General features: G+C 37.7%; 16 protein-coding genes. 15 read left to right on the top strand and 1 reads right to left on the bottom strand.

Annotated elements, in window-relative coordinates; translation table 11 throughout:
• The first annotated feature begins 404 nt into the window (after positions 1-404).
• The 3 genes from pfkA to FJQ98_RS21605 all read left to right on the top strand — a co-directional run bounded on the left by pfkA (position 405) and on the right by FJQ98_RS21605 (position 3,921).
• On the top strand, positions 405-1,364 hold the full coding sequence (pfkA, locus tag FJQ98_RS21615) for a 6-phosphofructokinase (RefSeq protein ID WP_053592391.1): 960 nt from the start codon (positions 405-407) through the stop codon (positions 1,362-1,364).
• A gap of 27 nt (positions 1,365-1,391) precedes the next feature.
• Positions 1,392-3,152 carry a pyruvate kinase gene (gene pyk, locus FJQ98_RS21610; protein ID WP_053592392.1) on the top strand — a complete coding sequence of 587 codons (1,761 nt, stop codon included), beginning with the start codon at positions 1,392-1,394 and terminating at the stop codon, positions 3,150-3,152.
• A gap of 379 nt (positions 3,153-3,531) precedes the next feature.
• Positions 3,532-3,921: an FxsA family protein gene (locus FJQ98_RS21605; protein WP_053592393.1), complete on the top strand. Its 390-nt coding sequence runs from the start codon at positions 3,532-3,534 to the stop codon at positions 3,919-3,921.
• Here FJQ98_RS21605 and FJQ98_RS21600 read toward each other — a convergent pair.
• Entirely contained in the window at positions 3,905-4,870 is a 966-nt protein-coding gene (locus tag FJQ98_RS21600; protein WP_075807141.1) for an AI-2E family transporter, read from the bottom strand. The two genes, FJQ98_RS21605 and FJQ98_RS21600, sit on opposite strands and share 17 nt — an antisense overlap.
• Before the next feature lie 252 nt (positions 4,871-5,122).
• Between FJQ98_RS21600 and citZ the strand changes: the two genes are divergently transcribed.
• The 12 genes from citZ (at position 5,123) to polA (ending at position 19,597) form a co-directional block, all read left to right on the top strand.
• On the top strand, positions 5,123-6,238 hold the full coding sequence (citZ, locus tag FJQ98_RS21595) for a citrate synthase (RefSeq protein ID WP_053592395.1): 1,116 nt from the start codon (positions 5,123-5,125) through the stop codon (positions 6,236-6,238).
• Between the two features lie 80 nt (positions 6,239-6,318).
• The gene (icd, locus tag FJQ98_RS21590; RefSeq protein ID WP_053592396.1) at positions 6,319-7,581 is read left to right on the top strand and encodes an NADP-dependent isocitrate dehydrogenase; all 1,263 of its coding nucleotides are present in this window, start codon (positions 6,319-6,321) and stop codon (positions 7,579-7,581) included.
• 318 nt (positions 7,582-7,899) lie between these two features.
• Positions 7,900-8,838 (top strand): malate dehydrogenase, encoded by a 939-nt coding sequence (gene mdh, locus FJQ98_RS21585; RefSeq protein WP_053592397.1) that lies wholly within the window; start codon positions 7,900-7,902, stop codon positions 8,836-8,838.
• Positions 8,839-9,161: 323 nt separating this feature from the next.
• Complete coding sequence (locus tag FJQ98_RS21580; protein ID WP_082339553.1) at positions 9,162-9,611, top strand: MaoC/PaaZ C-terminal domain-containing protein; 450 nt, start codon at positions 9,162-9,164, stop codon at positions 9,609-9,611.
• Positions 9,612-9,654: 43 nt separating this feature from the next.
• A complete protein-coding gene (locus FJQ98_RS21575; RefSeq protein ID WP_053592399.1) occupies positions 9,655-10,371 on the top strand; it encodes a response regulator transcription factor in 717 nt (238 codons plus the stop codon).
• Entirely contained in the window at positions 10,368-11,903 is a 1,536-nt protein-coding gene (gene pnpS, locus FJQ98_RS21570; protein ID WP_053592400.1) for a two-component system histidine kinase PnpS, read from the top strand. The genes FJQ98_RS21575 and pnpS overlap by 4 nt, the downstream gene beginning before the upstream one ends.
• Positions 11,904-12,362: 459 nt before the next feature.
• Positions 12,363-12,731: a CidA/LrgA family holin-like protein gene (locus FJQ98_RS21565; RefSeq protein WP_053592401.1), complete on the top strand. Its 369-nt coding sequence runs from the start codon at positions 12,363-12,365 to the stop codon at positions 12,729-12,731.
• Entirely contained in the window at positions 12,728-13,441 is a 714-nt protein-coding gene (locus FJQ98_RS21560; RefSeq protein ID WP_053592402.1) for an LrgB family protein, read from the top strand. The genes FJQ98_RS21565 and FJQ98_RS21560 overlap by 4 nt, the downstream gene beginning before the upstream one ends.
• A gap of 147 nt (positions 13,442-13,588) precedes the next feature.
• The gene (hflK, locus tag FJQ98_RS21555) at positions 13,589-14,557 is read left to right on the top strand and encodes an FtsH protease activity modulator HflK (protein ID WP_053592403.1); all 969 of its coding nucleotides are present in this window, start codon (positions 13,589-13,591) and stop codon (positions 14,555-14,557) included.
• Positions 14,557-15,567: a protease modulator HflC gene (gene hflC / locus FJQ98_RS21550; protein WP_053592404.1), complete on the top strand. Its 1,011-nt coding sequence runs from the start codon at positions 14,557-14,559 to the stop codon at positions 15,565-15,567. The genes hflK and hflC overlap by 1 nt, the downstream gene beginning before the upstream one ends.
• A 763-nt stretch (positions 15,568-16,330) precedes the next feature.
• Complete coding sequence (locus FJQ98_RS21545) at positions 16,331-16,762, top strand: hypothetical protein (protein WP_053592405.1); 432 nt, start codon at positions 16,331-16,333, stop codon at positions 16,760-16,762.
• 207 nt (positions 16,763-16,969) lie between these two features.
• Positions 16,970-19,597, top strand: a complete 2,628-nt coding sequence (gene polA / locus FJQ98_RS21540; protein ID WP_201406542.1) for a DNA polymerase I — start codon at positions 16,970-16,972, stop codon at positions 19,595-19,597.
• The last annotated feature ends 11 nt before the right edge of the window (positions 19,598-19,608 follow it).

Here is a 19,608-nt window from a genome sequence, read left to right as displayed (position 1 = left end):
CGCTACGTTAGCACTACGCTTTCGCCCGGAAACCATTTGTTGCTGTCGCTACGTTAGCACTACGCTTTCGCACAGAAACCATTTGTTTCTCTAAACGCTCATCGGATGCCCATGAAAAGCGTACAGGCGGAACGGAAATTAACAATAAACTATGATGAGGAAGCTAATTTGTGTCTTAGATTGATAAAAAGCTCTAATAACGGAAGAAGAAAACAGCGCAAAAATAACGCCAGACTTCTTGAAAAAATGTTAGATTTCGGATGTTTTTGTATGGAAAGAGTGTGTGAAAGCGCATTCTTTTTATTTTTTATGTAAAAGTTATGTTTTTGTAGCCTCAGAGCCCTTACATAGTTTGTTTTTTCATGTTAATGTGAATAATAATAGTATCTGCAGGAGGTTCGACAATGAAAAAAATTGCGGTATTAACAAGTGGTGGAGATGCGCCAGGAATGAATGCAGCTATTCGTGCAGTCGTTCGTAAGGCAGCATATCATGGAATTGATGTTGTCGGAATTAAGCACGGCTATGATGGCTTAATAAATGGAAGTATGGAAAATCTTGATTTAGGTTCAGTAGGTGGCATTATTCAACGTGGTGGTACACATTTAAATTCTGCAAGATGTCCTGAATTTAAAGAAGACGCTGTTCAGCAGCGAGGCATTGACAATATGCATGAAGCTGGCATTGAAGGACTCGTCGTTATTGGTGGCGATGGTTCCTACCGCGGTGCGATGGATTTAGTGAAGAAAGGCTTTCCTGTTGTTGGCGTACCAGGCACAATCGATAATGACGTACCAGGAACCGAGTATACTATAGGATTCGATACTGCACTAAATACGGTTGTGGAATCCATTGATAAAATCCGCGATACAGCAACTTCCCATGAAAATTCCTTTATCGTTGAGGTAATGGGGCGAGATGCAGGAGATATTGCATTATGGGCAGGTCTTGCAGCTGGTGCTGAAACAGTTTTAATTCCAGAAGAAGATTATAATTTGGATGACATTGTGGCACGCTTAGACCGTGGTGCAGCGCGTGGGAAAAAGCATAGCATTATTATAGTCGCTGAAGGTGTCATGTCTGGTAGTGATTTGGCAAAAATATTAAAAGAAAAAACAGGAAAAGAGACGCGTGTTTCTGTTCTTGGACATATCCAGCGTGGCGGCTCACCTACTGCACGTGATCGTGTTCTGGCAAGTCAATTTGGTGCTCATGCAGTTGAATTACTAATGGAAGGAAAGTCTGGCAGGGCGGTTGGTATCCGCAATCATCAGGTTATAGACTATGATATGCCTGAGGCTTTCGAAAAAAATCATGAGTCAGATGTAAGTTTATATACTTTAATGAAAGAACTATCAATATAATTTGGCATAAAACGGAGTGGGCAGAAAATGAGAAAAACAAAAATCGTATGTACAATTGGTCCAGCAAGTGAGTCACCAGAAACTTTAGAGAAACTAATTGAAGCAGGTATGAATGTTGCCCGCTTAAATTTTTCACATGGTTCTCATGAAGAGCATGAAGGACGTATTAATTTAATTCGCGAAGTAGCACAGAAATTAAGCAAGCCAGTTGGTATTTTACTCGACACAAAAGGCCCTGAAATTCGTACACATAATATGAAAAATGGGGAATTACATTTAGCGGCAGGGCAAGTGATTGATATCTCAATGACCGAAGTCGAAGGAACAGAGACAAGCTTTTCTGTCACATATGATCACTTAATCGAGGACGTTGAGCAAAACTCAATTATTTTATTAGATGATGGTCTTATTCAATTACGTGTATTAGCAACTGATATGGAAAAAGGTCTTATTCATACGATAGTTGAAAATGCAGGTGTCTTAAAAAATAAAAAGGGTGTTAACGTGCCAGGTGTTTCTGTACAGCTTCCAGGAATTACAGAAAAAGATGCCCAAGACATTCTATTCGGTATTAAGCAAGGCGTTGATTTTATTGCAGCCTCATTCGTTCGTCGAGCAAAGGATGTACTAGAGATTCGAGAATTGCTTGAACAAAATGGTGGTAGCCATATTCAAATTATCCCGAAAATCGAGAACCAAGAGGGTGTCGATAATATCGATGAAATCATCTTAGTTTCAGATGGATTAATGGTAGCACGCGGTGACCTTGGTGTAGAAATTCCGGCAGAAGAAGTACCACTTGTACAAAAGAAATTAATTTTAAAATGTAATCAAGTAGGTAAACCAGTTATTACAGCTACACAAATGTTAGATTCGATGCAGCGTAATCCACGTCCAACGCGAGCAGAGGCAAGTGACGTAGCAAACGCAATTATCGATGGTACAGATGCGATTATGCTGTCTGGTGAAACTGCAGCGGGACTTTATCCAGTAGAGTCTGTACAAACAATGAATAAAATCGCACAGCGTACAGAAAATTCATTAGATTATAAGGCGGTTGTCTCTACACGTAGTCGTGAAAAAGAGGCAAATATGACTGAGGCAATTTCTCAGGCAGTAGCTTACACTTCGATTAACTTAGGCGTGAAAGCAGTACTAGCACCAACAGAAAGTGGTAACACAGCTAGAATGATTGCAAAATATCGCCCAGGTGTACCAATTGTCGCTGTAACAGGCTCTGCCAATACAGCTAACACATTAACATTAGTTTGGGGTGTATACCCAGTTGTATGTCAACGTGTAACGACAACAGATGAAATTTTAGAGCTAGCTGTTGATGAAAGCTTAAAGCATGGCTTTGTAACACACGGTGATGCAGTTGTTATTACAGCGGGTGTACCAGTAGGTGAAGCAGGTACTACTAACTTAATGAAGGTACACATCATCGGAGATTTACTAGCCCGTGGTCAAGGTATCGGTAAGGCTTCAGTAGTAGGTAAAACAGTTGTTGCAAAAAATGCAGCAGAGGCACTAGCGTATGATACAGACGGATGCATTTTAGTAACGGTTGGTTCAGATCGCGATATGATGCCAGCAATTGAAAACTGCATCGGTCTGATTACAGAGGAAGGCGGGCTTACAAGTCATGCTGCGGTTGTAGGGCTGAGCCTTGGCATTCCTGTTATCGTCGGAGTAAAAGAAGCCACTACATTGATCCGCCACGATCAAGAAATTACGATGGATGCTGAAACTGGAGTTATATACAAAGGGCATGCAAGTGTTCTTTAACTTCCGGGTGGCCGCTGAAAGAAGTTATGGCCTTCGACGGATGTCACGGAATCGTAAAGGAATTCTTAGAGGATGTTAGCCTAAAATCATCGCATCCATGCGATAACAGCTAACTGACCTGCATCGTGCAGGCCTAAGCACAAAGCCGATTCCGGACGCAATTATGCCGAGGCATAATTGATTCTATAAAAAAGCTCTAGTGCAAATAATTGTACTAGAGCTTTTCTTATAATAAAGAAGTAAATAGCATTTTGCGGTTTTTCACCGAAATCTTAGCGTCGTCAACTCTTTAAATAGGGCTCATTGTTTTTTTATGAAACTAAATGGGCTATAATAACGTATAAAAGGTATAGCTTTTTTAGATAGGAAGGAGAAAAATATGCGAAAAATTTTTCTTGGTTTCATTGTCTACGCATTAGCCGAGTTGGCGTTATTAATAGTAATTGGTAAAAATATTGGTGTATTAAGTACACTATTGCTCATAGTTGCTACGAGTATTATAGGTATTTATATAGTGAAAAATAAAGGTATGAATTCTGTACAAAAGGTAAAAAATACGATAGCACGTGGAGAGGCTCCAGGGCCAGCTTTAATTGATACAGTGTTAAATTTTAGCGGTGGTGTACTTTTAGCATTACCAGGTTTTTTAACGGATCTTATTGGTTTATTACTACTCATGCCTTTTTCTCGTAAAATGTTCCAACCAGTCTTTTATTATTGGATGCGTAAAAAAATGAAAAAAGGTCAATTTATCATCGTTCAAAAATAGTATTTTCCTTTAGTTTAACCGCCAAAAATAAAAATACGGGGCTAAGTAAAATACCGTAAAAACCAAATAATAAAATAGAGGCAGCACTGATGAAAAAGGTATGGAATGTTCGCAATTGTAGCGTATTTGACCAAAGCATAGAATCAGCTAGCTGCCTTGTTAATTGAACGAATAGATACAAAAGTAAAATAGCCACACATAAAAAGGTATTTCCTTTTAAGTAAAAATAAAAGCTCATTGGCACAAGAAACACTCCGATGCCGAAGAATGGAAGTACATCTGCAAAAGCTACTATAAATGCTTTAATGATGGCTTGTTCAAATTGAAGAATCAAAAATCCCGCACAAAGAATGAGCAGTGTGATCGTGAATAGCTGAAACTCCACGAATATAAAGTAATGAAATAGTTGCATAATTTTAGAAAAATGTGACTGCCACTCATTGCGAAATTTTTTTGGCACATATTGAAAGAACCAATATCGAGATTTGCGAGTTTCTAATAGGGCGAAATAGTATGCGACAAGGAATATAAATACTTCAATTACATGCTTCATTAATAATTGGAAAATATTTGCTATATATACTAAGGTTGAATCGAATATAGAAAGTGATTTTTCCTTTAGGACTTGCATGAACATTGATTCATATTCATTGAAAAGTGGGAAATTTTGTAGTGTGTCTCGAATTTCAGGGAAGACAAGAATAATGCTGTTTATAGATATGATAACGAGAAGAAAAATGCAAGTTAGTATGAGTGCTTCCACAATAATTGCTGCAAGCCAATAGGTGATCCTACAATAAGAGTGAAGAAATTTTATGATAGGATACGTAGAAAAAGACAAGAAAATTGCAAGTGATACAGGCAATACGAACCAAAGTATTACCAAATAGAATATAAAAAATAAAATACTTGTAGTTCTTTCGTATGAAAAATATTTAATATTCCTCATTTTAACAAATTCACCCCTTTTCAAATAATGAATCAATGTCAAAAAATGCAAAAGACTCTCTTTAAAGCGTATATATAATCGCTCGATCGCCTTTTTCTTTATTCGGAGGATTTTCATTCACAAAGCTGTCAAAAATGATTATAATAGCAATGTAAGCGATTTACTTAATGGTTCATATGAGCAAAAAACGTAAATGTGACCTACAAAATGCATTTACAACTACAAAATATAAATATGAGGGAGCGATAATTTATGTCAGCAACTAAAGGTTTAGAAGGTATCGTAGCAGCGGAATCTAAAATCAGCTCAATCATCGATGACACACTTACATATGTTGGTTACAACATTGATGATTTAGCAGAGAATGCGTCATTTGAAGAGGTAATTTATTTATTATGGCATACTCGTTTACCAAAAGCGGACGAGTTAGCTGAATTAAAACAACAATTGGCGGACAACATGTCTATTCCGCAAGCAATTGTAGACCAATTCAAAACGTACCCACTTTCAACTGTACATCCAATGGCTGCACTACGTACTGCAGTATCTTTACTTGGTGTATTCGATGACGAAGCGGATGTTATGGATCCAGAAGCTAACTACCGTAAAGCTATCCGTTTACAAGCTAAGATTGCTACAGTAGTTACTGCATTTGCGCGTGTTCGTAAAGGTTTAGAGCCAGTTGCACCAAAACCAGAATTAGGATATGCAGCAAACTTCTTATACATGCTTAAAGGTGAAGAACCAGCAGCAATTGAAGTTGAAGCATTCGACAAAGCATTAGTATTACATGCTGACCACGAATTAAATGCATCTACATTCACAGCACGTGTATGTGTAGCTACATTATCAGATGTTTATTCTGGTGTAACTGCAGCTATCGGTGCATTAAAAGGACCACTTCATGGTGGTGCAAACGAGCAAGTTATGAAAATGTTAACTGAAATTGGCTCACTTGAAAACGTTGAATCTTATATTCAAAATAAATTAGACAACAAAGAAAAAATCATGGGCTTCGGTCACCGCGTATACCGCAAAGGCGACCCACGTGCACCACACTTACGTGTAATGTCACAAAAATTAACTGAGTTAACTGGTAAACCAGAGCTTTATGAAATGTCAGTTAAAATCCATGACATGATCGTAGAACAAAAGAAATTACCTGCAAACGTAGACTTCTTCTCTGCGTCAGTGTATGATTCTTTAGGTATTGATCATGACCTATTCACACCAATTTTCGCAGTATCACGTACTTCTGGTTGGGTAGCTCATATTCTAGAGCAATATGCTAACAACCGCCTAATCCGTCCACGTGCAGAGTATGTTGGACCAGGTATGCAAAAATATATTCCAGTCAGCGAGCGCTAATTTGGAAAATATGCTAGAATATTTGGGACTGTGTTACCTATAACACAGTCCTATGATTATGAATTTAGGAGGCAACAGCAATGTCAAACAAAATTGTAGTTGAAAATGGCGTACTTAATGTACCAAACAATCCGGTGATTCCTTTCATCGAAGGTGACGGAATCGGTCCAGATATTTGGGCTGCAGCATCACGCGTAATCGACGCAGCAGTAGAAAAAGCTTACAACGGTGAAAAGAAAATCGAATGGTTAGAAGTTTTAGCTGGTGAAAAAGCATTCAACCAAACTGGTGAATGGTTACCACAAGAAACTTTAGACAAAATTAACGAATACTTAATCGCAATCAAAGGTCCTCTTACTACTCCAATCGGTGGTGGTATCCGCTCTCTAAACGTAGCATTACGTCAACAGCTTGACCTATATGTATGCTTACGTCCAGTACGTCACTTTGATGGAGTACCTTCTCCAGTTAAACGCCCAGAAGACGTTGAAATGGTTATCTTCCGCGAAAACACAGAAGACATCTACGCTGGTATTGAATTCGAATCTGGTTCAGAACAAGCACAAAAAATCATCAACTTCCTACAAACTGAATTTGGTGTTAATCAAATCCGCTTCCCAGAAACTTCTGGTATCGGTGTAAAACCTGTATCTAAAGAAGGTACTGAGCGTTTAGTACGTTCTGCTATCGAATATGCAATTAAACATAAACGCCCATCTGTTACTTTAGTACACAAAGGTAACATCATGAAATTCACTGAAGGTGGATTCAAAAAATGGGGTTATGAATTAGCTGAAAAAGAATTTGCTGATCAAACTTTCACTTGGAATCAATATGATGCAATTAAAGCTGAACAAGGTGAAGAAGCAGCAAACAAAGCGCAAGCTGACGCTTTAGCAGCTGGTAAAATCTTAGTTAAAGATTCTATCGCTGATATCTTCTTACAACAAATCTTAACTCGTCCAACTGAGTTCGATGTAGTAGCTACAATGAACTTAAACGGTGACTATATTTCTGACGCATTAGCTGCACAAGTTGGTGGTATCGGTATCGCTCCAGGCGCAAACATTAACTATGTAACTGGACACGCGATCTTCGAAGCTACTCACGGTACAGCTCCAAAATATGCTGGTCAAGATAAAGTAAACCCATCTTCAGTATTACTTTCAGGTGTATTAATGCTTGAACACTTAGGATGGCAAGAAGCAGCTGACATGGTTACTAAATCTGTAGAGAAAACAATTTCTTCTAAAGTTGTAACTTACGACTTCGCTCGTTTAATGGACGGCGCTAAAGAAGTAAAATGTTCAGAATTCGCTACTGAATTAATCAAAAACCTATAATTTTCTATTCTAAAAATAGAAATTATAGTTAAAGCGGAAGTATATTCTGCCGATATAATTAGGGTGAAATGTAAATTTCTATTGACCTTAGCTTAATAAAATATTTACGATGAACTTGTTTAATCGAGGGAGGAGAATTTATTCTCCTCCCTTTTTTAATTTCTTTCAGTGGGTGTTTAAACAACCGCTGAAAGAAGCCTCCGGCGGATGTCACGGAATCGGAAAGGAGTGCTTTGTGCTTGCACAAAGCCGATTCCTGACGCAATTATGCCGAGGCATAATTGATTATAAAACCTAATTTTAAAGGAGCGTATTCGAATGTCTCTGAAACGAAAAAAAATCTCAGTAATCGGTAGCGGTTTTACTGGCGCTACTGCAGCATTTTTAGCAGCTCAAAAAGAACTTGGTGATGTAGTGTTAGTGGATATCCCACAAGCTGAAAACCCAACAAAAGGTAAAGCTCTAGATATGTGGGAAGCTGCACCAGTGCAAGGCTATGATTCTTATGTTAAAGGTACTTCCAATTATGCGGATACTGCAGATTCAGATGTAGTAATCATCACTGCTGGTGTTGCTCGTAAACCAGGTATGAGCCGTGACGATCTTGTTCAAATTAACCAAGGTGTTATGAAAGCTGTTTCCAAGGAAATTGCGAATTACTCACCAAATGCAACAATCCTCGTTCTTACAAACCCAGTTGATGCAATGACTTACACTGTTTACAAAGAAACTGGTTTCCCTAAAAATCGTGTAATCGGTCAATCAGGAGTTCTTGATACGGCTCGTTTCTGTGCGTTTGTTGCTGAAGAGCTTAATATCTCAGTAAAAGACATCACTGGTTTTGTTTTAGGTGGTCATGGTGATACAATGGTGCCACTTACTCGTTACTCATTCGCGGGTGGTATTCCATTAGAAACATTAATCCCGGCTGATCGTCTTGAAGAGATTGTTGATCGTACACGTAACGGTGGTGCTGAAATCGTTAACCTCCTTGGTAATGGTTCTGCATATTATGCTCCTTCGGCGGCACTTATTGAAATGGCGGAAGCTATCATTAAAGACCAAAAACGTATACTTCCATCTATCGCATACTTAGAGGGCGAATATGGCTACAATGATTTATATTTAGGTGTTCCGACATTACTTGGAGCAAATGGTATCGAAAAAATCTTCGAACTTGAATTAACAGACAATGAAAAGGCAGCTTTAGATAAATCGGCAGAGGCTGTCCGCGACGTTATGAAAGTTTTAGCTTAATAAAAGTTTATGAAATCGAGTGGGATTCATTCCTACTCGATTTTATGTTGTTGAAAAACTATTATGTCAATGAAATTAAAGTGTCATATTAATTAAAGTATGACTCTTTTGCAAAGCGAGTGGCGTGGAACGGAAATCAACCCCACGTTTTGGTAGTAAACTTTTATCAATTTCGCTTTGGTGTAATGGTAGCTGTCGCGTTCTATTTGTTACAAATAAAAAAATGCTAAATGAAGATAAAATGGTTATTCTGCTTTTCGTTGTACTTTTGGAATAAAATTGATACTATGAAGGTATATGATAGAAAAGGGGTTGGCGTATTTTTGCTTCAAAAAAACAGTAAGCTTGGTCTCACTATTGACGAAATTACAGTTGGCGAGAAAATTCATATTACCGAAAAGATAGAAGATAAGGATTTATTGCTTTATTTAGGGCTTACAAATGATAGTAATCCGCTTTATATTCAACATGATTATGCTGCGATGACACCTTTTCAAAAGCCAATCGTACCAACGATCATGTTAAATGGTATTATTACGTCAGCTGTGTCAAAGTATATACCTGGACCAGGTGCACGAATTATTGAGCAACATTTAAAATATTTAGGACCTCTCTATCATTATGAATTGTTTGATACGCTTTTAGAGGTAACAGAAGTAAATAAAATACAAAATACAATTACTGTATCTGTGCACTCATATAATGAGAAAAAGCAACTTGTGATTGAAGGTACATTGCTAGTGACGCCACCTATTGCATTATTGACGTCTTGAGATTTGAAATGGGGGTTTCAAATCACTATCGGAGGCATAACACATGACAAAAACGATTTTAGTTGTAGAAGATGAATTTTCTATTGCGACATTATTGAAATATAATTTAGAGCAGGCTGGCTATGTTGTAGAAACAGCTGCAGATGGTCAAGAAGGGCTTGATAAGGCAATTGACTTACAGCCAGATTTAATTCTATTAGATTTGATGCTTCCAAGGCTTGATGGTATGGAGGTATGTAAACAAATTCGTCAACAACGTATGAATACACCTATTATTATGTTAACAGCAAAGGATGACGAGTTCGACAAAGTACTTGGTCTAGAGCTAGGGGCAGATGATTATATGACGAAGCCTTTTAGTCCACGCGAAGTGTTAGCGCGGGTAAAGGCTGTATTAAGACGTTTTACACAAAATGTTGTGGCAGAAGATAAGAATGTGCCTAAAGAGAAAATGTATGAGTTTGGACAATTGCGTGTCTTTCCTGAGCGTTTTGAAGTGTTTTTACAAGATGAGGCGCTGGAATTTACACCAAAGGAATTTGAGTTACTCATTTACTTACTTGAAAATAAAAACCGTGTTTTAACGCGTGATCAGCTATTAAGTGCTGTATGGAAGTATGATTTTGCTGGCGATACTCGAATTGTGGATGTACACATTAGCCACCTTCGCGATAAAATCGAGGAAAATAGCCGTAAGCCGATGTTCATCAAAACAATTCGCGGCCTTGGCTATAAATTTGAGGAGCCGAAGACGACATGAAATCAATGAGCAACCGCTTATTCTTGACATTCATGCTATTGCTTGGAACGATACTAGCTGTCCTAATGATTGTTATAGGTCAGCTTTTTCCTGTTTATATAGAACAGTACAATGAGCAGGCGAGTTCGCAGATGCAAGAATCCATCAGTCAAGTATTAGATGAACGAAAGATTGAACTATCTAAGGAAGATAAAGAGGCACTGTATACTGCTCAAAACATTGAAGCAAAGGACACAATATTATCGAATGTTCGTGCACGAGTTTATGTAGTGCTAGCGATTTTGTTTACAATCACGCTTATATTAATAGCTGTTGTCTGTCGCTATATGATTCGAAATTTCACCGCTCCTATTGATAACGTAACAGATACAGCACTTGAGCTGGCAAAGGGAAATTATCGTGCACGTGCCCATGAAAATGAGCATGAACGTATGATGCCACTTAGTCACTCTATCAATATTTTAGCGCGTAATTTACAGGATATTACGACGATTCGTGAGGTAGAAGAGGAAAGGCTTAAAACGTTAATTGAAAACATGGGAAGTTCCCTCATGATGATTGGACGTGAGGGGAATATATCTATCGTGAACCGTGTATTTTTAGAGCGTTTCGGTATGCAAATTGACGATGTGCAAGGAAAAGTCTTTCGTACTATAGGTTTACCTAAATCAATGGAGCAGTTTATCGACCATGTGTTTCTAACAGAAATGCCTTATCGACAACAAATTAAAATGGAGGTCCAACAGGAGCTTTATAATAAGGAAGTGTATGGAGCACCTGTTATAGGAGATCATGGTCGATGGCTTGGTGTCGTTATTGTTATGCACGATATTACGGAGCTTGTTCGTTTAGAGCAGATTCGTAAGGACTTTGTGGCCAATGTATCTCATGAATTGCGTACACCTATTACATCTATTAAAGGTTTTTCGGAAACTTTACTTGATGGGGCCTATAAGGACGAAAAAATGTTGCTATCTTTTTTAGAGATCATTTATAAAGAAAGTAACCGTCTACAGATGCTAATCCAGGACTTACTAGAGTTATCGAAAATTGAACAGCATGGTTTTACCGTTAATATAATGCCGATGGGCTTGCAAGATGTACTTATACGTGGAGCAGAGCTGACAGGACCTCGTCTAGATGAGAAAAATATGAGCTTTCATGTTGATATAGAACGTGATGTCCAGGTTATGGGTGATGCGAATCGTATCATTCAAATTGTCACTAATTTAATTACCAATGCCATTACGTACTCGCCAGAAAATACAACCGTTACAATTCGATTAAAGGAAAATGAAACGTACGGCATTATTGAAATAGAGGATCAGGGTATAGGGATTGAAAAGCATGAAATAGCCCGTGTCTTTGAACGATTTTATCGTGTGGATCGTGCGCGAAGCCGGAATTCTGGGGGAACAGGTTTAGGGCTTGCTATTGTTAAACACTTAGTAGAGGCGCATCATGGTCGCATTCAAGTAGAAAGTGAAGTTAGCGTAGGCACAAAAATGATTGTCATGATCCCGAAAAATTAACGATTTCTTTACAATAGCACAATTTTAGATTCACAATGGGGGCTTATACTTATTAATAGAAACCCCCTATATAATTGATAAGACTATAAATTGGCTAAGAAATCTTTACTTATATGCATGAAGATTTTTTGATTGTGCTGCTTAGCTATCGTCATAGAAGGAAGAATCTATTGCCAAAGTTTTTGGTGGTAGATTCTTTTTCTGTTTTACACGTAACGCAAATAGGTGTAAAGTATAGTAGCATAATATTCAACTAATAATCAGTGTACTTGTTAGTAGAACCAATCGCGCTTATCGTTCAGTTAATTAGCCCACATTATCTTCATTCAGTAGGTGTCCAAACACCTACTGAATGAAGATAATGCCTCCTGACGCAATTATGCCAAGGTGAAATTAATCAAGAAGTGATCTATATTACTGACCGTAAAAGCGGGATAAAAAATTGAAAGAAGGATGACCATGAAAATCGTCAAAAGTATCGTGCAAATCGGCTATCTTTATATACTATTATTTGTTGGAAATAGTATTGCACGTCTACTTCACTTGCCGATTCCAGGGAGCATAATTGGACTAGTCTTATTGTTTTTACTTTTACAGTTTCATATTATTAAGCTTGAATGGATTGAGCTAGGTGCAGGTTTATTACTTAGTGAGTTATTACTATTTTTCATTCCATCTGCTATCGGAGTAATCGACTATGATGCACTATTCGGTGTGCAAGGTGTGAAGGTTGTGCTTGTTATTGTAGTGAGTGCTATTGTTGTTATGTTTGCAACAGGTTTCACAGCACAATGGCTAGAGCAACGAAAGAAAGGTGATACTGCATGAGCTTTTTAATAGCTATCTTAAGTTTACTTGGTACTATTGCAATTTTTTATATTAGTAAAATGTTTTATAAAAAGTATAAGAAGGAATGGCTAACACCTATACTGATTACACCGTTAGTTATAATTATCATTTTGCTACTAACAGGTACATCCTATAAATCCTTTAATGCAGGAGCCAATATTTTAACAAATTTACTAGGTCCAGCAACAGTTGCATTTGCTGTACCAATTTATAAAAATTTTAACCTATTAAAGAAACATGCCTTTGAAATTTTTCTAAGTATTGCAGTTGGATCTGCGGTTGCCATTACATCATCATTTATAATTGCCGTAGTAGTTGGATTAAATGATGAGCTTGTGCATAGCTTAGTACCGCGTTCAGTCACTACACCAATCGCGATGGATATTTCCAATATGATTGGTGGCTCTCCTACGCTGACAGCCGTTTTTGTTATGGCAACGGGTATTTTAGGAAGTCTGATTGCACCGTTAGTTATTAAAGTATGTCGTTTTCACAGACCTTCTTCTAGAGGTTTAATGCTGGGAATGGGAGCCCACGGTACAGGTACTTCTAAAGCGTTTGAGTTTGGTGAGCTTGAAGGTACTTTTGCAAGTCTTGCTATGATCGTAGCTGCATTAATTAGTATTGTTTTAACAACAACATTTTTCCCAGCATTGGAACATCTAGTTGTCAATATCCTGTTGCCTTAAATGGTAACAGGGTTTTTTATTTTCCAAATAAAAAATGTACCATATGTCAAACTGCCTAAAATTAAAGTATTAGTTTATTAAAATATTTTGAAACTTTTTATAAAGTATCTCGTAAACTATAGTACTAAGTATAAGGGAGGATTCGACATGAGTGTGAAAAGGTCACTAATGATGGTGGGACTTGGCATTTTCGGCATAGTTGCACTTATTGCAGTTTTTACATCGTGGTACACGGTAGATGAATCAGAACAAGCAGTTGTCATTACATTCGGCCGTGCCGATGATACAGTAACAGAACCAGGTTTACATTTTAAATTACCTTGGCCTGTACAATCAGTTGAGGTTTTATCGAAGGAAACATTTAGTTTGCAGTTTGGCTATAAGCAAAATAAAAAAGGTGAATTGGAAGATTACGATGCTGAAACGAAAATGATTACAGGGGATGAAAATATTGTTTTAACAGACCTTGTAGTTCAATGGAAAATTACAGAACCGAACAAATATTTATTCAACTCACAAGATCCAGAAAAAATATTACATAGCGCTACGTCGAGTGCGATTCGATCCATTATCGGAAGTTCCAAAGTCGATGCTGCGTTAACTGAGGGAAAAGCGGACATAGAAGCAAAATCAAGAGACTTACTCGTTTCTCTTATTGAAAAATACGATATTGGGATAAGTGTTTTAGGGGTAAAACTACAGGATGTTGAATTACCAAATACAGATGTGCGAGCGGCATTTACAGCGGTTACTGATGCACGTGAAATGAAAAATACAAAAATAAATGAAGCAGAAAAATATGCGAATCAGCGTACTAATGAGGCTCAAGGTGAAAAGGATGCTATTATCTCGAAGGCTCAAGGTGAAAAAACAGCGCGTATCGAGCAGGCTCAAGGTGATGTAGCTGTCTTTAATAAAATGTATGAGCAATATAAGGGCAATCAACAGATTACACGCGAGCGTTTAATTTTAGAAACGCTTGAAAATGTTTTACCTAAAGCGCAAATTTACATTATGAATGATGATGGTAGTACGATGAAATACTTGCCTCTTCAAGCATTGCAACCTGCAGCACAGGAGACACCAACAGAGAAAAAAGAGGGGAGCGGTAACTAATGGACCAAAAAAATAAGGATCTAGACAAATTCTTAAATTTTTTATCAGGAAAATCGAAAAATACTGCTCCTAGTGAGGGTGATACAGGGGATAATGTTATTAAAATGTCTAAAAAGAGCCCGTTGAATCCTAAAAAATTCCTTTCTCTTGCTGTGACGTTAACAGTTGTCTTCGCAATAGCAATTATTTTATTTGCCAATACTTATATTGTAAAAGAATCTGAGTATGCTGTTGTTCGACAGTTTGGGGAAGTAGTGAAATTTCAGAGTGAGCCTGGCTTGAAAATAAAAGTACCATTTCTTCAAACCGTAACGAAACTACCAAAAAATCAAATGACCTATGAAATTTCAGAAGAGGAGATTAATACAAAGGATAAAAAGCGAATTATCATTGATAATTATGCAGTTTGGCGTATTACAGATCCAAAGCAATTAATTTCCAATGCAGGAACAATAGAAAAAGTTGAAACACGTATGGAAGAGTTTATCTATTCAGTTATTCGTTCTGAGCTTGGTCGAATAGAATATACAGAGATTATTAACGATGAAAACTCTTCACGTGGTAGTATCAATGACGAGGTCACTAAACGTGTTAATGAATTGCTCTCAAACGATAAGTATGGAATTGAAGTAGTGGATGTCCGTATGCGTCGTATCGACTTGCCAACTGAGAATGAGCAATCCGTGTTTACGAATATGATTTCAAAGCGTGAATCAATCGCACAAAAATATCTATCTGAAGGTGACGCTCAGAAACGCCGTATCGAAGCTCAAACAGATAAGCAGGTTCAAGAAATGCTAGCAACGGCTAAAAAGGATGGAGCATTGATTCAAGCGGAAGGTGAAGCAGAAGCAGCGAAGATTTATAATAAATCATTTTCTCAAGACCCTGAATTCTATTCATTGTACCGTACATTAGAATCATATAAGAAAACTGTAGGTGAGGATACGGTCATTATTTTGCCATCCACTTCACCATATGCAAAACTATTATCTGGCTATATAAAATAATACTATTATTCTTGTAGGGATTAGTATATAAAGTCGTCTCAAATTTTCTGAGACGGCTTTTTTACACTATCCATGAAACTAGCAAGGTGTTTTGTATGATATTTTTCATATTGGTTATAGGTTTTAAGGCTCGTCACTATTACGTGTGGTTGATTTCCGTTCCGACTGGGCGCTTTGCCGCTGACGCTTCGCTTTCGCGCAGAGCAAAGCTTCCTGAGGGCGTCCAATGAGCCGCTTGGGCCAACACGATGTTGGTCACGAAGGCGTTATCACAGGACGTGATGTTTTTAGCCTTCGTTCCTCTGCCGGCTCGTTCCAGGGTCTCATCTGTGACGCTAATCGAGGGCACTGAAAAAGTCGATTTGCCACAAAAAATGTGATGCAAATCGACTTTTTTGAGTTTCTAAATCCAACAAAAGACAGATTTATAATATAAAAAAATGAATTTCTTTAGTTTTTCAGTGCCCTTGACGCTAATCCCCAAGGAGTCGCCCGGTCGGAACGAAGGTCAACTTATACTTGGCATACATTTCAATAAATATCATTCCAAACTTTTTAAGAGTGATCTAGTTATAATTTTAATCTTCTGTACTATTTAATTATCAATTTTGGTTTTAGGAATTTAATCACATATCTTATAAATATCTTTCAATTATCGATAATACGTTATGAAAATAATAGAAATTTATAATTTTGTGTTTCGTAGATGACTATTATCTGATAGAATGATAATGTTCAGAATTAAAAAATGGGGGTAATAGTTGTGAAGTTGCCAATTAGCAAGTGGCTCCAAAATTTAGGGATAGCCTGTAGTATTGCATCGTTATTTACACTTTTCTTCCGTCTATCAGATTTTGCATGGATCACAAAAAGTGTTTATCATATACCAGTGTTTTTTATGATTTTGTTTTTATTAGGGTTAGTCATTGCTGAGGATGTACGAAAGATATTTAAAAAAATATTTTGGTACGAAAAACGCAAAGTCAAGCGTCCTATATGGCAAGTTGGGATTGGCTTCATTTTCTTCTTAGCACAAATTGGTACCGTAATGGTATTCAGTACAGAGCTTACACAACCACAGCTTGGTGGTATGCCATTATTTTTAGTGTTTGCCTTTATGAATGCCTTTATATTGACAGTAATATATGAAGAGATTTTCTATCGTAAAGAAAAAACAAATGAAGTCAGTGAATAACATGAGAGAAGTCAATTACTATAAGTGATTGGCTTTTTTGTGTATAGACAATCCTAAGCTAATATATAAATATAGAAATTTTAGCGATTTTCATCGTTATGATTGGTAAAATAATCGTTTTCTCGATAAAGTAAAAAGGAAGAGGCATTTTCAAACATACGTTTTCGTTTTACAATTAAGAAGACGAAAACGCAGGAGGATAAAATCATGACAAAGGAAAAATTGCTATTATTGGACGGCAATAGTTTAGCGTATCGCGCGTTCTTTGCGTTACCTTTATTAACGAACGATAGTGGGATTCATACAAATGCAGTATACGGCTTTACAACAATGCTACAAAGAATATTAGAGGAAGAGCAACCAACGAAAATTTTGGTTGCCTTTGATGCAGGTAAGACAACCTTCCGTCATGAGACATTTACGGAATATAAAGGTGGTCGACAAAAGACTCCACCAGAATTATCTGAGCAATTTCCTTATATACGTAAGCTTATTGATGCTTATGGTATTAAGCGATATGAGCTTGAATTATACGAAGCGGACGATATTATAGGGACACTTGCCAAAGAAGCTTCATCACAGGATATGGACGTCATCGTCGTATCAGGAGATCGTGACTTAACACAACTCGCGACTGAGCAGGTAACCGTATACATTACTAAAAAGGGTATTACCGAAATTGAAAAAAATACACCAGCCTTTATTGCAGAAAAATACGGCTTAGCTCCCGGGCAAATTATTGATATGAAAGGTTTAATGGGAGATGCTTCAGATAATATTCCTGGTGTACCAGGTGTTGGTGAAAAAACGGCTGTTAAATTGCTGAAAGAGCATGGTTCAGTGGAGTCGCTTTATGCGGCAATGGATACGGTAAAGACTTCAAAAATGAAAGAAAAATTAGTTGCCAATGAAGAGCAGGCACTAATGAGTAAAAAGCTTGCTACCATTTTTACAGATGCACCAATTGATATAACGCTTACTGATCTTGGTTATAATGGTCCGAATGAGGAAGAATTAATGAACGTGTGGCGGGAGCTTGGCTTTAAGTCACTACTAGATAAAAGTGATTTTACTGTCCAAGAAGAAGAACAAGCGCCGTTTGACTATGAAATTGTGCAAGAAGTAAAGCAAGAGCATTTAAAGGATGTAATGGCAGTGCACTTGGAACTAGAGGACGAGCATTATCATACGTGTCAGCAACTAGGCATTGCACTAACAGATGGAGCGAAAACAATGTACGTGCCGTTTGATACTGCGGCTAAATCAGATGTTCTTCGTCTCTGGTTAGAAGATGCTACTAAAATAAAGTATGTGTCTGATTCAAAGGCATCTCAGGCGGCGTTAAAACGTGCGGGGATTCGTTTAGCGGGTGTTGAATTTGACTTATTGCTTGCCTCTTATATTAATAATCCTGGGCTAAGTGGAGATGATGTGGCGACACTTGCGAAAGAACTGGGCTATCGTAATGTGCAGGCAAATGAGAGTGTTTATGGTAAAGGAGCTAAACGAGCTATACCAGCCATGGATGTACTGGCTGAGCATGCCGGCCGTAAAGCCTTTGCTGTGTGGTCATTACAGTCAAAGCTTGAGACATTGTTAAAGGAAAATGAACAGTTCGAACTCTATAAAAACTTAGAACTTCCACTTGCTTTCATTTTTAGGGAAATGGAAAGTGAGGGTATCACGGTCAATCGTGCCACATTGGAAAAAATGGGGCAAGAGCTAAATGACAAGCTAATTGTTATCGAACAAGAAATTTATGCGGAGGCGGGAGAAGCCTTCAATATTAATTCACCAAAGCAATTAGGTGTTATTCTCTTTGATAAACTAGGTCTTCCTGTTATTAAAAAGACAAAAACAGGTTATTCCACTGCAGCAGATGTATTGGAAAAATTAAAGCCAGAGCATGCCATTATTGAGCATATTCTTTTGTATCGTCAGCTTGGAAAATTACAGTCAACATATATTGAAGGCTTGCTCAAGGAAATCCATGAAGAGGATGGAAAGGTGCATACTCGATTCCAACAAGCATTAACAGCTACAGGGCGTTTAAGCTCAACTGATCCGAATTTGCAAAACATCCCGATTCGTTTAGAAGAAGGGCGAAAAATCCGTCAAGCGTTTGTCCCATCGCAAGAAGATTGGATATTGTTTTCTGCCGACTATTCACAAATCGAATTGCGAGTATTGGCCCATATGTCAAAGGATAAAAATTTAGTAGAAGCTTTCCGTGAAGGTATGGATGTTCATACACGTACAGCAATGGATGTATTCCATGTCTCAGCTGATGAGGTCGATAGCAATATGCGTCGCGCTGCTAAAGCGGTAAACTTTGGTATCGTTTATGGTATTAGTGATTATGGCTTATCGCAAAATTTAGATATTACTCGAAAGGAAGCTGCTATATTTATCGAGAAATATTTTGCGAGCTTCCCAGGTGTAAAACAATATATGGATGATATCGTGCAGGATGCAAAATTTAATGGTTATGTGACAACGATTTTAAATCGACGTCGATATTTACCTGATATTACGAGCTCAAATTTCAATCTGCGAAGCTTTGCTGAGCGTACCGCGATGAATACACCGATTCAGGGAAGTGCAGCTGATATTATTAAAAAAGCAATGATTGATATGGATGCTCGATTGAAAAAAGAAAATATGCAGGCAAAGCTCCTATTACAAGTGCATGATGAATTAATTTTTGAAGCACCTAAGGAGGAGATTGCGCTGCTTGAAAAAATAGTACCAGAGGTTATGGAGAATGCGATCGAGCTTGATGTACCGCTAAAAGTGGACTTCAACTACGGCGCGACTTGGTACGAAGCAAAATAAGGAGGGGTTAA

Source organism: Lysinibacillus agricola, from assembly GCF_016638705.1.
Classification (GTDB): Bacteria; Bacillota; Bacilli; order Bacillales_A; family Planococcaceae; genus Lysinibacillus; species Lysinibacillus agricola.
The sequence above is the reverse complement of the archived record's forward strand: the minus strand, read 5'-3'. Positions and strand labels throughout refer to the sequence as shown.